Annotated in this window: 11 protein-coding genes; 6 read left to right on the top strand and 5 right to left on the bottom strand. The window is 65.6% G+C overall.

The annotated features are described in order from the left end of the window. Nucleotides 1-30: 30 nt before the first annotated feature. Nucleotides 31-522 (top strand): tRNA (adenosine(37)-N6)-threonylcarbamoyltransferase complex ATPase subunit type 1 TsaE, encoded by a 492-nt coding sequence (gene tsaE / locus AB7A72_RS22535; protein WP_239808821.1) that lies wholly within the window; start codon nucleotides 31-33, stop codon nucleotides 520-522. Next, on the top strand, nucleotides 519-2120 hold the full coding sequence (locus AB7A72_RS22530) for an N-acetylmuramoyl-L-alanine amidase (RefSeq protein WP_407065013.1): 1602 nt from the start codon (nucleotides 519-521) through the stop codon (nucleotides 2118-2120). The genes tsaE and AB7A72_RS22530 overlap by 4 nt, the downstream gene beginning before the upstream one ends. Nucleotides 2121-2192: 72 nt before the next feature. Here AB7A72_RS22530 and AB7A72_RS22525 read toward each other — a convergent pair whose 3' ends face one another. Then, nucleotides 2193-2837, bottom strand: a complete 645-nt coding sequence (locus AB7A72_RS22525) for a VTT domain-containing protein (RefSeq protein ID WP_239812743.1) — start codon at nucleotides 2835-2837, stop codon at nucleotides 2193-2195. Between the two features lie 193 nt (nucleotides 2838-3030). Between AB7A72_RS22525 and mutL the strand changes: the two genes are divergently transcribed. Further along, a complete protein-coding gene (gene mutL / locus AB7A72_RS22520) occupies nucleotides 3031-5145 on the top strand; it encodes a DNA mismatch repair endonuclease MutL (protein ID WP_369461232.1) in 2115 nt (704 codons plus the stop codon). A 68-nt stretch (nucleotides 5146-5213) separates the two neighbouring features. Here mutL and AB7A72_RS22515 read toward each other — a convergent pair whose 3' ends face one another. The 4 genes from AB7A72_RS22515 to AB7A72_RS22500 form a co-directional block, all read right to left on the bottom strand. Continuing rightward, complete coding sequence (locus AB7A72_RS22515) at nucleotides 5214-6782, bottom strand: DHA2 family efflux MFS transporter permease subunit (protein WP_239808823.1); 1569 nt, start codon at nucleotides 6780-6782, stop codon at nucleotides 5214-5216. A 52-nt stretch (nucleotides 6783-6834) separates the two neighbouring features. Beyond that, entirely contained in the window at nucleotides 6835-8073 is a 1239-nt protein-coding gene (locus tag AB7A72_RS22510) for an HlyD family secretion protein (RefSeq protein WP_239808824.1), read from the bottom strand. A gap of 80 nt (nucleotides 8074-8153) precedes the next feature. Continuing rightward, nucleotides 8154-9698 carry an efflux transporter outer membrane subunit gene (locus tag AB7A72_RS22505; protein ID WP_369461231.1) on the bottom strand — a complete coding sequence of 515 codons (1545 nt, stop codon included), beginning with the start codon at nucleotides 9696-9698 and terminating at the stop codon, nucleotides 8154-8156. After that, complete coding sequence (locus AB7A72_RS22500; RefSeq protein WP_369461230.1) at nucleotides 9695-10321, bottom strand: MarR family winged helix-turn-helix transcriptional regulator; 627 nt, start codon at nucleotides 10319-10321, stop codon at nucleotides 9695-9697. The genes AB7A72_RS22505 and AB7A72_RS22500 overlap by 4 nt, the downstream gene beginning before the upstream one ends. A gap of 383 nt (nucleotides 10322-10704) precedes the next feature. On the opposite strand from AB7A72_RS22500, the gene gdhA reads away from it, so the two are divergent. The 3 genes from gdhA (at nucleotide 10705) to AB7A72_RS22485 (ending at nucleotide 13774) form a co-directional block, all read left to right on the top strand. Beyond that, nucleotides 10705-12051, top strand: a complete 1347-nt coding sequence (gdhA, locus tag AB7A72_RS22495) for an NADP-specific glutamate dehydrogenase (protein WP_369461229.1) — start codon at nucleotides 10705-10707, stop codon at nucleotides 12049-12051. 142 nt (nucleotides 12052-12193) lie between these two features. Beyond that, entirely contained in the window at nucleotides 12194-13213 is a 1020-nt protein-coding gene (gene miaA, locus AB7A72_RS22490; RefSeq protein ID WP_369461228.1) for a tRNA (adenosine(37)-N6)-dimethylallyltransferase MiaA, read from the top strand. Nucleotides 13214-13231: 18 nt separating this feature from the next. After that, on the top strand, nucleotides 13232-13774 hold the full coding sequence (locus AB7A72_RS22485) for a DUF2867 domain-containing protein (protein ID WP_369461227.1): 543 nt from the start codon (nucleotides 13232-13234) through the stop codon (nucleotides 13772-13774). Nucleotides 13775-13857: the final 83 nt, after the last annotated feature.

Raw genomic sequence — 13857 nt, 5'->3', positions numbered from 1 at the left:
TGAGGGCCCGCGCGGCCCGGGAACGACATTTTGAACGCTACTGCCAGCCCCTCCTATCCTTCGCTCCAAGGTGTCTGGAAAGACGAGCGCGATACGGAAGCCTTTGCCGCGCGCCTGGCTGCGCAGCCAGCACTGTCCAATGTTTACCTAACTTTGCATGGTGATCTGGGCGCGGGAAAAACCACCCTGGTGCGCCACCTGCTGCGCGCCCTGGGCGTGCAGGGCCGCATCAAGAGCCCCACCTACGCAGTGGTCGAACCGCATGAGGGACGCGATTTCCCCATCTGGCACTTTGACTTCTACCGTTTCGATGATCCGCGCGAGTGGGAAGACGCCGGCTTCCGGGATATTTTTGCCAGCCCCGGCCTGAAAGTGGCAGAATGGCCGCAGAAGGCTGCAGCGGTAACACCTATTGCCGATGTAGCTATCAGTATTGAAGCAATCAACGAATCAGAACGCCAGGTGCATCTGCAGGCCTTCACCCCGGCAGGTGCCTCCATCGTCCAAGGGTTTTCAGCGTGAGCGACACCCCGAAATATCTCCCCGCCTCTGCCCCTTTCACCCCTGCTGACGGCGCGTCCGCCAGCCACCCCGGTCTGTCGCGCCGCGATGTGCTGCGCGGTGGCAGTCTGGTGCTGCTGCTCGGCAGCAGCCATCTGGCCTTCGGTGCCAGCATCGTCGCGGTTCGCCTCTGGCCCTCGAAGGACTACACCCGCGTCACGATCGAGTCGGACACGCCACTCAAGACCGAGCAGCGCTTTGTGCCCGAGCCGCCGCGCCTGGCCGTCGATATCGAGGGCATCGACCTCAACCCGGCCCTGCGCGAGCTGGTGGCCAAGGTCCGCTCGGACGACCCCAATATCGCCGGCATCCGCGTCGGCCAGAACTCGCCCAATGTCGTGCGGCTGGTGATCGACCTCAAGCAGGAAGCCAAGCCCCAGGTCTTTACGTTGAAGCCGGTCGCCCCCTACCAGCACCGCCTGGTGCTTGACCTCTACCCCGCCCGGCCCACCGATCCGCTCGAGAGCCTGATCACCGAGCGCATGATGGAGAACAGCCACAGCGCCGTGGCCGCCGCACCGGCACCGGTGCCCCCACCGGCTGCCGGCAGCAGCCTGCCGCCTTCTGTGGCCGCTGCAATTGCCGGCGACCCGCCGGCACCCGCCGCGCTGGGCACCGTGGTGGCGGCCGCCCCATCGGTAGCCGCCACGGCCCAGACCGCCGACCCGCTGGCCGAGCTGATTGCCAAGAGCGGCAACCGCCCCGTCGCCCCACCCGCCCCGGTCGCGCCGCCGCCCACGGTCGTGGCTGCTGCTCCGCCTCCACCGCCCCCTGCACCGCCGCCACCCAGCCCACCGCCGGCACGCGGCCGGCCCGCCTCGCGAACCGACCGCCTGATCATCGTGGCGCTCGATCCGGGCCATGGCGGTGAAGACCCCGGCGCTACCGGCCCCAGCGGCACCCGCGAAAAAGACATCGTGCTCAAGATCGGGCACATGCTGCGCGAGCGCATCAACAACAGCAGCGTCGGCGGCAACCCGATGCGTGCGTTCATGACGCGCGACGCCGACTTTTTTGTGCCCCTCAACACCCGGGTCGAAAAGGCCCGCCGCGTGCAGGCCGATCTGTTCATCAGCATCCATGCCGATGCGTTTACCAAGCCGTCGGCCAATGGCGCGAGCGTGTTTGCACTGAGCGAGCGCGGCGCCACCAGCTCGGCCGCGCGCTGGCTGGCCAACAAGGAAAACCAGGCCGACATGGTCGGTGGCCTGAACGTGGCCGGTGTGGGCAGCAGCGATGCCCATGTGCAGCGCGCGCTGCTGGACATGAGCACCACCGCCCAGATCAACGACAGCCTCAAGCTCGGCACCCATGTGCTGGGCCAGCTGGGCCAGTTCGCGCGCCTGCACAAGCCCCGTGTGGAGCAAGCCGGTTTTGCGGTATTGAAGGCGCCCGACATCCCCAGCGTGCTGGTCGAGACCGCCTTCATCAGCAACCCCGAGGAAGAAGCCAAGCTGCGCAGCACCGCCTACCAAAACCAGCTGGCCGATGCCATCATGCGCGGCATCCAGGCGTACTTCGCGAAGAACCCGCCGCTGGCGCGCAACCGCACGGTCTGACCTTCGCTCCCGCTTTTCCGGCACAAAAAAGGGACCGCCTCGGCGGTCCCTTCTTCATTGTGCGATCGCGGATCAAACGGGGCCGGCAGCCTTCTCGTTCTTGCCGGCGCGCCAGGCGCCAAAGATGGCCAGCAGGCCGGGCACGAGGATCAGGCCCCAGATGATCTTTTCCAGGTTGGCCTTGACCCAGGGCAGGTTGCCAAAGAAATAGCCTGCCGCACAAATGCCAAACACCCAGATCGCCGCGCCCACCAGGTTGTAGATGACGAACTTGGTGCGGTTCATGTTCGCGACCCCGGCCACAAACGGCGCAAAGGTGCGGATGAAAGGCATGAAGCGCGCCAGGATGATGGTGATGCCGCCGTAACGCTCGTAAAACGCATGGGCCTTGTCAAAGGCCTTGCGGTTGAACCAGCGCGAGTTCTCCCACTTGAAGACCTTGGGCCCTAAGTGGTGGCCGATCTGGTAATTGCACTGGTCCCCGAGGAAGGCCGCCGCAAACAGCAGCGCAGTCGCCAGCGGAAAGCTCATCAAGCCGGCACCGCACATCGCGCCGACGATGAACAGCAGCGAATCGCCAGGCAGAAAGGGCATCACCACGACACCCGTCTCGACAAAGACGATCAGAAACAGCAGCGCATAGACCCACATGCCATAGGTCGTCACAAAGGCTTCCAGGTACTTGTCGACATGCAGGATGAAGTCGATCAGATGCATGCCTGCATCGATGAACCAGCTGAAAAATTCCAAAACACAACCTCTCTACACAAAAACCGCAGCAGCCCTGAGGCCCTGCGGCAAACCATCTTGATAACCACCTAGGCAGGCGAGGGAACTGCAGCCCCAGGGCCCAGAGTGGCGATTGCACACTTTACCCCGAATGCCAGGCGGCTTTGCCTAAAATCCCTGCATGACCGCAGATACCGCACCCGCCACCCTTGACCCGGCAGACGCCACCGACGACGCTTTGACGCCTGCAGCCCACAGTGCAGACCGGGCAGCCCCGGCGCGCCGTCCCATCCAGGATCTGCCCGATGAGCTGGTCAGCCAGATTGCGGCCGGCGAGGTGGTGGAACGGCCCGCCTCCGTGGTGCGTGAGCTGGTTGACAACGCGCTCGATGCCGGGGCGACCAGCATCACGGTGCGCCTGCTCGCCGGTGGCGTGCGGCTGATTACCGTCGAAGACGATGGCTGCGGCATTCCGCGCGAGGAGCTGCCCATTGCGCTGCGCCGCCATGCCACCAGCAAGATCCGCAACCTGCATGACCTGGAATCGGTAGCAACGATGGGATTCCGGGGCGAGGCGCTGGCGGCCATCGCGTCGGTGTCGGAGATGAGCGTGCTCTCGCGCCCCGCCCAGCAGGAGAGCGCCTACCTGCTCGATGCCCGCAGTGGCGAGCTGCGCCCCGCAGCCCGCAACCCCGGCACCACGATGGAGGTCAAGGAACTGTTCTTCAGCACGCCTGCGCGGCGCAAGTTCCTGAAGACCGATGCCACCGAGCTGGCCCATTGTGTGGAAGCCGTGCGCCGCCATGCGCTCACCCGCCCGGGCGTGGGCTTTGCGATATGGCATGAGGGCAAGCTCGTGGAGCAGTGGCGCGCCACCCTGCCGCCCCGCAGCGATGAAGACCAGCACGACGAAGCCGCCTGGCAGCAGTTGGAGCAGCGGGCGATGGACAAGCGCCTGGCCGATGTGCTGGGCCCCGATTTTCTCGAACAGTCGATTGTCGTGAACTACCAGGCCGGCCATGTGCAGGTGCGCGGCCGCGCCGGCCTGCCCGATGCGGCGCGCTCGCGTGCCGACCAGCAGTTCTGCTACGTCAACGGCCGCTTTGTGCGCGACAAGGTGCTCACCCACGCGGCGCGCGCCGCCTATGAAGACGTGCTGCACGGCCACCGCCAGCCCGTCTATGCGCTCTACATCAGCCTCGATCCGATGCGGGTCGATGTGAACGTGCACCCGACCAAGATCGAGGTGCGCTTTCGCGATAGCCGCGAGGTGCACCAGGCGGTGCTGCATGGCGTGGAGAACGCGCTCGCCGCCCCACGCGCGCAGCAGCTGCTGGATGCTGCAGCCGCCACACCCACACCCACAGCCGCTGCTGCAGGCCAGCCGACCGCGTTGCCCGGCCAGGCCTATGCGCCCGCACCCCAGGCGCAGACTGCCATGCGCTTTGAGGCCCCACCCCGTGTCAACGGCCTGCAGGCGTTGCAGCAAACGGCTGCACTCTGGGGCCAGGCTGGCGGCACGGCAGCAGCGGATAATGCATTGGCCGGCAGCACAGCGACCAGCACGCCCACCAGCATCGATGCCACGCCCTGGCAGGTGCAGGAAGCCAGCCCACGCTGGAACCTGCAACCGGCCGCTGGCGCGATGGCCGCCGGCGCCCCGCTGGTGCCCACCCTGCCTCCGGAGTCTGCCGACAACCCCTGGCCGCTGGGCCGCGCCGTGGCGCAGATCCATGGCGTCTACATCCTGGCGGAAAACGCCCAGGGCATGGTCATTGTCGACATGCATGCAGCGCATGAGCGCATCGTCTATGAACGCCTCAAAAGCCAGTTGGACGATGGCGATGCCAGCAGCGCCATTGCCAGCCAGCCGCTGCTGATTCCCGCGACCTTCTCGGCCACGCCGGAAGAGGTCGCCACGGCCGAAGACCACAGCGAAACGCTGGCCCAGCTGGGCCTGGAGGTGGTGCCCTTTTCGCCCAAGACCCTGGCCGTGCGCGCGACGCCCACCACGTTGGCCCAGGGCAACCCGGTGGAGCTGGCGCGCAGCGTGCTGGCCGAGCTCGCGCAGCACGATGCCAGCACCGTGGTGCAGCGCGCCCGCAACGAGATCCTGGGGACGATGGCCTGCCACGGCGCCGTGCGCGCCAACCGGCAACTGACCATCGACGAGATGAACGCATTGCTGCGCGATATGGAGCACACCGAACGCTCCGACCAGTGCAACCATGGCCGCCCCACGTGGCGGCAGCTCAGCATGAAGGAGCTGGACGCGCTGTTCTTGCGCGGCCGCTGAACCGCAGCGCTGCAAACGACAAAAAGGAAGCCGAGGCTTCCTTTTTTTGTGGATGCAGCGGTGTCAGATCAGTGCGCCGCCGATGCCGCCTCCGATCCACCGCCGCCCTGGCCCTTCTTCGGGCCCTTGGCCAGCCAGACCAGCGGGATCAGCAGCAGGAACAGCATCGACGAGGCCCAGAAAATATCATTGGCCGCCAGCATGAAGGCCTGCTGGTTGACCAGCTGGTCGACCCTGGCCAACGCCTGCTGCAAAGTCAGCCCCGAGGCCTGCAGGCCTTGCACCACCTGCGCGGTGGGGCCGTCGCCCAGGCTGATGTGCTCGACCAGTTGCGCATGGTGCAAGGTCGCGCGGCGCTCCCACAAGGTGGTGGCGACCGACGTACCCACCGCACCGGCGGTGATCCGCACAAAGTTCGACAGGCCCGACGCGCTGGGCATTTTCTCGGGCGGGATGTCGCTCAAGGTGATGGTCATCAGCGGGATGAAAAAGCCAGCCATGGCCGCGCCCTGCACGATGGTCGGGATCATGATCGTCGTCAGGTCCACCTGGGTGTTGAAGCGCGAGCGCATCCACATCACCAGACCGAACACGATGAACGAGGCCGTCGCATAGCGCCGGGGATCGACCTTGTGGATGGTCTTGCCCACCACCGGCGAGAGCACCAGCGCCAGCAAACCCACTGGCGCCAGCACCAGACCGGCATCGGTGGCGGTATAGCCCATGAACTGCTGCAGCCACAACGGCAGCAGCACCACATTGCCAAAGAACAGGCCATAGCCTACCGAGATGGCCAGGGTGCCGGCCCAGAAATTGCGGTTCTTGAACAGGCGCAGGTCCACCACCGGGTGCTTGTCGCCCAGCTCCCAGATCAGGAAGTACAACAGGCCGACGACCGCAATCACCGCACAGGCGACCACCATCGGCGACTGGAACCAGTCATGCTCCTTGCCGATGTCCAGCATGATCTGCATCGCCGAGACCCAGACCACCAGCAACCCCAGCCCAATCGCATCGATCGGCAAGGCCTTGCGGGCCGAATCCCGGTTGCGGAAGATCGCCCAGGTGGCGCCCACGGACAGCATGCCGACGGGCACATTGATGTAGAAGATCCACGGCCAGGACATGTTGTCGGTGATCCAGCCGCCGAGCAAGGGGCCCATCACCGGCGCGATCAAGGTCGTCATCGACCAGAAGGCCATGGCCGTGCCCGCCATCGCGCGCGGGTAACTGGCCAGCAGCAGCGACTGCGACAGCGGAATCATCGGCCCGGCGACAAAGCCCTGCAGGATGCGGAACGCGATCAGGGTGGTCATATTCGGCGCCAGGCCGCAGAGCCAGGACGAGATCACGAACAAGGTCACGCTGAGCATGAACAGCCGCACCTGGCCAAAGCGCATCGACAGCCAGCCGGTCAGCGGCACCGAGATCGCATTGGCCACCGCAAAGCTGGTGATCACCCAGGTGCCCTGGTTGGCGCTGACGCCCAGGTCACCGGCAATGGCCGGCAGCGACACGTTCGCGATCGACGTGTCCAGCACATTCATGAACACCGCAGCCGAGAGCGCCAGGGTGCCGATGAGGCGCGCTGATCCTTCGAGCGGCGGGTGGGGTAACGGAGGATTGGAAGTTGCCATAACGCATCCTTGGGCCGCCCGGTGGGCAGGCCCTGGTCAAAACAAGGGGCGCTTACAGCTTCTTGCCGGCATTGCTGGCGATCACTTGTGCAATCACTGCATCGGCGCCTTCGTCCTGCACGTCATACACATTGGTCTGCACCAGCGGCTCCTTGCGCGGCACATCGGCCAGCAGCTTGCCGTCCTGGTTCTGGATGTCCACATCCACCAGCATCGACAGGCCTACGCGCAGCGGATGCGCTTGCACCTGCTGGGGATCGAGCGCAATGCGCACCGGCACGCGCTGCACCACCTTGATCCAGTTGCCGGTGGCGTTTTGCGCGGGCAGCAGCGAGAAAGCCGAGCCCGTACCCACACCCAGACCTTCGACGGTGCCGCTGTACTCGATCTTCTTGCCATAGAGGTCGGCCGTCATCTTGACGGGCTGGCCCAGGCGCAGGTTGCGCAGCTGGTTTTCCTTGAAGTTGGCCTCCACCCAGAGCTGGTTCATCGGCACCACGGTCATCAGCGGCGTGCCGGGGGCCACGCGCTGGCCGACCTGCACCGAGCGTTTGCCCACCACGCCCGAGACGGGCGAGACCAGCTCATTGCGCTGCATGGCCAGGTAGGCCTCGCGCACCTTGGCTGCAGCGGCCTGCACATTGGGGTGGTCGTTCACGCTGATGCCTTCGGTCAGCGACTGGTTGCTGGCCAGCTGCTCGCGGGCCGTGTTGACAGCGGCCTGCGCAGCGTTGACGGCCGCCTGCGCGGCATCCACCTGGCTTTGCGCATGGCTCAGCTCTTCCTTCGATACTGCGCCATTGCCGGTCAGTGCCTGGCGGCGCTTGAAGTCGCTTTGCGCACGGACCAGGTCATTCTTGGCCTTGGCCACTTCGGCCTGGCGCTGCGCGATCTGTGCGGTGTAGGAGCCATTGTTGACATACAAGGTGCGCACCTGGCGCACGGCCTGGGCCAGGTTGGCCTTGGCCTGTTCGAAAGCCACCTTGGCATCGGCGGGATCGAGGCGCACCAGCGCCTGGCCTTCCTTCACATAGTCGGTGTCATCGGCCAGGATGGACTGCACGGTGCCAGCGGTCTGCGGCGCGATCTGCACCAGATTGCCCTGCACATAGGCGTTGTCGGTTTCTTCGAAGTGGCTGTTGACCATCCAGTCGTAGATGCCGTAGGCGGCGCCCAGCACGACGACGAGGCCGGTCAGGCGCAGCAGCCATTTTTTGCGGGGCTGGGCAGCGGGCGCCTCAGGGGCAGCGGGCGCAGCGGAGGGAGAAACGGAGGTGTTGTTGTTCGACATGGTGTTGCGTAGCGAGTTATATGACGAGAGGCCTGGCCTTCAAGGTCTTGCTTATGTGTGTTGCACGCGAGGTGGGCAGGTCAGCTCTTGGCGCTGTCCATCGGGGTGTTGGTCTGGGTGGAGGCGTTGCTGTCCGGGTTGGCGAGGCTGTCGCTGCTGTCACTGCTGTGGGTCTGCTCCTGGTAGCCGCCACCCAAAGCCTGGGCCAGGGCGGCATTGCTCGACAGAATGCGGGCCTCGACATCCACCATCTGCTGGCGCTGGGTCAGCACATTGGTCTCGGCCGACAGCACATTCAAGTAGGTGCCCAGGCCTGCGGCATAGCGCTGGTTGGCAATATCGAGTGCGCTTTGTGCGGCATCGGCGGCGCGGCGCTGCTCGGGCAGCTGTGCATGGGCAGAGCGGGCACTGGCGACCTGGTCGGCCACGTCATGCACCGCCGTGATCACGGCCTGGTTGTAGGCCTGCACGGCCAGCTCATAGTCGGCCGATTTGCCGCTCAGGTTCGCACGCAGACGGCCCGAATCAAAGATCGGCAGGCTCAGCGCCGGGCCCACGCCCCATTCGCGCGCACTGCCCTTGGCAAAGTTGTTGAAGCCGATGCTCGACAGACCCAGGAAGGCAGTCAGGTCGATATCGGGATAGAACTCGGCCTTGGCCTGGCGAATGCCTTGCTCGGCGGCCTCGACGCGCCAGCGCGCGGCCACGATATCGGCCCGGCGCCCCAGCAGGTTGGACGACAGCTGCACCGGAAAGCGCGGCAGGCTCAGCTGCGCAATGGGCGACGCCACCAGTTCCTGGGCCCGTGCCGGCTGGCCCATCAGCGCAGCCAGCGCGTTCTGCGCCAGCTGCTTTTGCTCACGCACTTGCAGCAGCTGAACCTTGGCCTGGGGCACACCGCTCTCGCTTTGGCGCACCTCCAACGTGGTGTCCAGGCCCGCGTCATAGCGGTCACGCACCAGTTGCAAGGTGTGGGCGCGCTGGTCGATGGCGCGCACGGCCACCTCTTCCTGCGCCTGCAGGCGGGACAGCTGCACATAGGCCAGCACCATGTTACTGGTCAGCAGCACGCGGGCGGCGTCCATGTCGGCCTGGGCGGCACGGGCCGAGCCCACGGCAGCATCCAGCGCTGCGCGGTGCTTGCCAAACAGGTCCAGCGACCAGCTGCCGTTGATGCGCGCCTCGGCCGTGCTGTAGTTGTTGCCCGCCAGCGGCGGCGGAACCAAGCCGTTGGCCGGCGCATGGTTGCGCGTGGCACTGGCCTGGCCATTGAGCTGCGGGCCCAGGGCCGATTCACTGACCTGCGCCAGCGACCAGGCCTTGCGCATGCGCGCCTGCGCTGATTGCAGGTTGGGGCTGTCCGCCAGCGCGGTGTCGATCAGCGCGTTGAGTTGGGCATCACCCAGGCCCTTCCACCACTGCGCATCGACCGGGGCCACGGCCGCGGCCTGGTCCGCCGCTGACGGCTCGGTGAGCAGGCCTACGGACTGCGGCGAGCGCAGCTGCGCATGGGTATCGATGCCACGCATATCGGCGCATCCGGCGATGAACGTGGTGGCAGCCAGCGCAATGGCTGACAGGGCCAGCCGACGATCGGCGCCCACAAATGAAAAACTGCTGGTCATAGTGCCCTCTCCTTGCCGGGCTGGAGTGCGGTGTTGTCGGAGTTGTCGGAGTTGTCGGAGTTGTCTGTGGGGTCACCGGCGCAGCCATCCGGGGGCAGGCACATGTCCACCGACAAGGTGTTGGGCAGGGCCTCGTAGATGCGGCGCAGGTAACCGTGGAACTGGGTCAATTCATCGGGCGACAAGGGGCTGAGCGCGGCGCTGTTAACGCCCTTGACGATGTCGGGCACCTGCCTCGCTGCGGCCAGGCCCTCATCGGTCAAACGCAGGCTGACCACGCGGCGGTCGTCGGTGGAGCGTTCGCGCTCGATGATGCCCTTGTCCACCAGACGGTCGACCAGGCGCGTCATTGCACCCGGCGTCTGCAGGGTACGGCGGGCCAGGTCCGCCGAGGTATGGGCCTTGCCGCTGGCCAGATGCAACACCGGAATCCACTGCGCCTGCGTCAGGCCCAGCGGCTCCATGCGGCGGTCCACCTCGGCACGGACCACAGTGGAGATGATGCGCATCAACCAGCAGGGGAAATCCACCGGCCGAATGGCTTCAATCTCAGGATATCCGCCTGCCAGCGCTTCTCGGTCCTCGCCAGCAGACGCGGTGTTTTCCTGGTGCGAATCGGTCATGCCGCAGGGCCTCTCTGAAATTGTTTACAAGGCAATGATTATCCAATCATTCATTGCCTAGGCAATTGTTGAAAAGGCAAAGACCACAACCGGCACACAGATTTGTTGCACTGCAGTGCTCTGGGTGACAGCAGGCCCGCTTCGCTGCACAGCCCCATTTCAGGGCATTGCAGCAGTTGCGCAGGGCCGCCAGCAGCCTCCAAAAGCACCAAAGCAGTGCAATGGACTGGCTTATCAGGGTCATTCCATGTGGGTTTTATGCATTAACGCATGCAGATTCGGCATAATGTCGGTTTTCGGCGCGATGGCGCACCATCGCTGTGCACACCGGAGCCTGCGCACAACTTCTGTGCAAGCCGGCCCTAGACCTTGAAAGTTTGTCCATGCAACACCAATCCCTGGCCCAGTTTCTCGCTTATGTCGAACAGCGCAACCCCGGCCAGCCCGAGTTCTTGCAGGCCGTGACCGAAGTCATGGAAAGCCTCTGGCCCTTCATCGAGAAGAACCCCCGCTACGCCCAGCACAGCCTGCTCGAACGCCTGGTGGAGCCCGAGCGCGTGGTGAGCTTCCGCGTCAGCTGGGTGGATGACAAGGGCGTGGTCCAGGTCAACCGTGGCTACCGCATCCAGCACAGCATGGCCATCGGCCCCTACAAGGGCGGTCTGCGCTTCCACCCGTCGGTCAACCTGTCGGTGCTCAAGTTCCTGGCGTTTGAGCAGACCGTCAAGAACGCGCTGACCACGTTGCCGATGGGCGGCGGCAAGGGCGGCTCGGACTTCGACCCCAAGGGCAAGAGCGATGCAGAGGTGATGCGCTTCTGCCAGGCCTTCATCTCCGAACTGTTCCGCCATGTGGGCTCGGACACCGACGTGCCAGCCGGCGATATCGGCGTGGGCGGCCGGGAAGTGGCCTTCATGGCCGGCATGTACAAGAAGCTGGCCAACCGCGCCGATTGCGTGTTCACCGGCAAGGGCCTGGCCTTTGGCGGCTCGCTGATCCGCCCCGAAGCCACCGGCTTTGGCACCGTCTACTTCGCGCAGGAAATGCTCAAGACCCGTGGCAAGAGCTTCGATGGCCTGACGGTCTCGGTCTCGGGTTCGGGCAACGTGGCGCAGTTCGCCATCGACAAGGCCATGGCGCTGGGCGCCAAGGTGGTGTCGGCCTCCGACTCCTCGGGCACCATCTACGATGCTGCCGGTTTTGACGGCGACAAGCTGGTCAAGCTGATGGACATCAAGAACAAGCAATACGGCCGCGTCAGCGACTACGCCAAGCAAGTGCCCGGCGTGGAATACTACGAAGGCAAGACCCCATGGTTCATCAAGGCCGATGTGGCGCTGCCCTGCGCGACCCAGAACGAGCTGGAACTGGCCGATGCCCAGACCCTGATCGCCAACGGCGTGCTCTGCGTGGCCGAAGGTGCCAACATGCCTTGCACCATCGAAGCGGCCAAGGCCTTTGAAAAGGCCGGCGTGCTCTACGCACCCGGCAAGGCATCGAACGCCGGCGGCGTCGCTACCTCGGGCCTGGAGATGAGCCAGAACGCGCTGCGCCTGAGCTGGCCTGCTGCCGAAGTTGACCAGCGCCTGTTCGAGATCATGGAAGGCATCCACTCGGCCTGCGTCAAGTACGGCCAGCGCGACGACGGCACGGTGAGCTACATCGATGGCGCCAACATCGCCGGCTTTGTGAAGGTGGCCGACGCCATGCTGGCCCAAGGTGTGCTGTAATCGGCCTGCGCCTGATTGCCCCACCCCAAGGAGCCGCAAGGCTCCTTTTTTTCTTGGGTCCGCAGGCGCGCGCCTCTCCCCCGTTCCGCCGCAGCAGCCGCCGCTTGGTGCCGGCTGCCGCTGCCCTGACAAGCTTCCCGACGTGCACGCTGTTGATACCCCTCTCTGCCTGGGCCTGGCAGGCCCCACCGCCTCCGGCAAGACCGGCGCTGCCATTGCGCTGGCGCAGCAACTGGGCGCGGCGCGGCCGGTTGAGATCATCAGCGTGGATTCGGCCCTGATCTACCGGGGCATGGACATTGGTTCGGCCAAGCCCAGCCTGCAGGAGCAGGCCGGCATTCCACACCACCTGCTCGATATACGCGACCCGTTGGATGCCTACAGCGCCGCCGAGTTTGTCCACGACGCGCTGGCGCTGGTGGCGCAAATCCATGCGCGGGGTGGCATCAGCTTGCTGGTGGGCGGCACCATGCTGTATTTCAAGGCGCTGATGGACGGCATGGACGACATGCCTGCCGCCGACCCGGCGGTGCGCGCCCAGCTCGATGCCGAGGCGGCCGTCCATGGCTGGCCGCATATGCATGGGCTGCTGGCGCAGGTAGATCCGGTCACTGCGCAGCGCCTGGCGCCCGGCGACAGCCAGCGGGTGCAGCGTGCGCTGGAGGTCTGGCGGCTCAGCGGCCAGCCGCTGTCGTATTTCCATGCACAGCCAAAGCGCCCGTCGCCATTGCTGCAGCTGGCACCCGGTTTTCAGCTCTTCAGCCTGGAGCCCAGCGACCGTGCCTGGCTGCATGCGCGCATTGCACTGCGCTACGACCAGATGCTGGCCCAGGGCTTTTTGGCCGAGGTGCTGCAGTTGCGTGCGCGCGGCGATCTGGATCTGAACCTGCCATCGATGCGCTGCGTGGGCTACCGCCAGATGTGGGAGATGCTCGACAGCTGTGCCCAGCAAGGCATTGCCGTGCAGACCGAAAGCGATGTACCGCCCGCGTTGTGGGCAGAGATGCGCGACAAGGGCATTGCCGCTACCCGCCAGCTGGCCAAGCGCCAGATCACCTGGCTGCGCAGCATGCCTGCCCGCCAGGCCATCGCCTGCGATGCGCCCGATGCGCTGGACCAATGGCTGCAGGCCGCCAGCGCACGCCTGGCCGCGGCCCACTGATTAGCGCTCATCCACACCATGCCAAGCCAACCGCAAGAGACCCGTCCGCCTGCGGGCAGCCGCATCGCCCAACGCCTGGCCGGCGCGCATTTTCAGGATGCCTGGTGCATCCACACTGCGCAGACCGGCGCGCCCGCGCTGGCCTATTTTCTGGCCGCCGTCGCGCGCACGCCGCGCTGGATTGAGTGGTGCATGCAGGCGCGCAACCGGGTCGGTCACATCGTCGGGCTCAAGGACCTGGGCACCCTCTCGCAGATCGACCCGCTGCGCCCCGCCAGTGCCTACCAGCCAGGCGAGCGCGTGGGCGTATTTACCGTGCTGGAGAACCGCGCCGATGAAGCGCTGATCGGCGACAGCGACAAGCATCTGAACGTGGTGCTCAGCGTCCACCGCGCGCCTGTGGCCGGCCGCGAGGACCAGGTCTCCATCACCGTCACGACGGTGGTGCATGTCCACAACCTGCTCGGCCATTTGTACATGCTGCCAGTGGCGCCTATGCACCGGCGCATTGCGCCCGCGGTGCTGGCCGCGCTGGGGCGCGTGCAGCCAGCAGCTGCCTGAGCGGCGGGAGGCGGCCATGGCCACGGCAGTGCAAAAGAGCCGCAGCCTTGATAGCCAAATCGTGTCATGGCGTCATAATCCAT

Source organism: Comamonas sediminis, from assembly GCF_041107495.1.
Taxonomy (GTDB): Bacteria; Pseudomonadota; Gammaproteobacteria; order Burkholderiales; family Burkholderiaceae_C; genus Comamonas; species Comamonas sediminis.
Note: the sequence above shows the minus strand (reverse complement) of the source record. Positions and strands in the feature narration are given on the sequence as shown.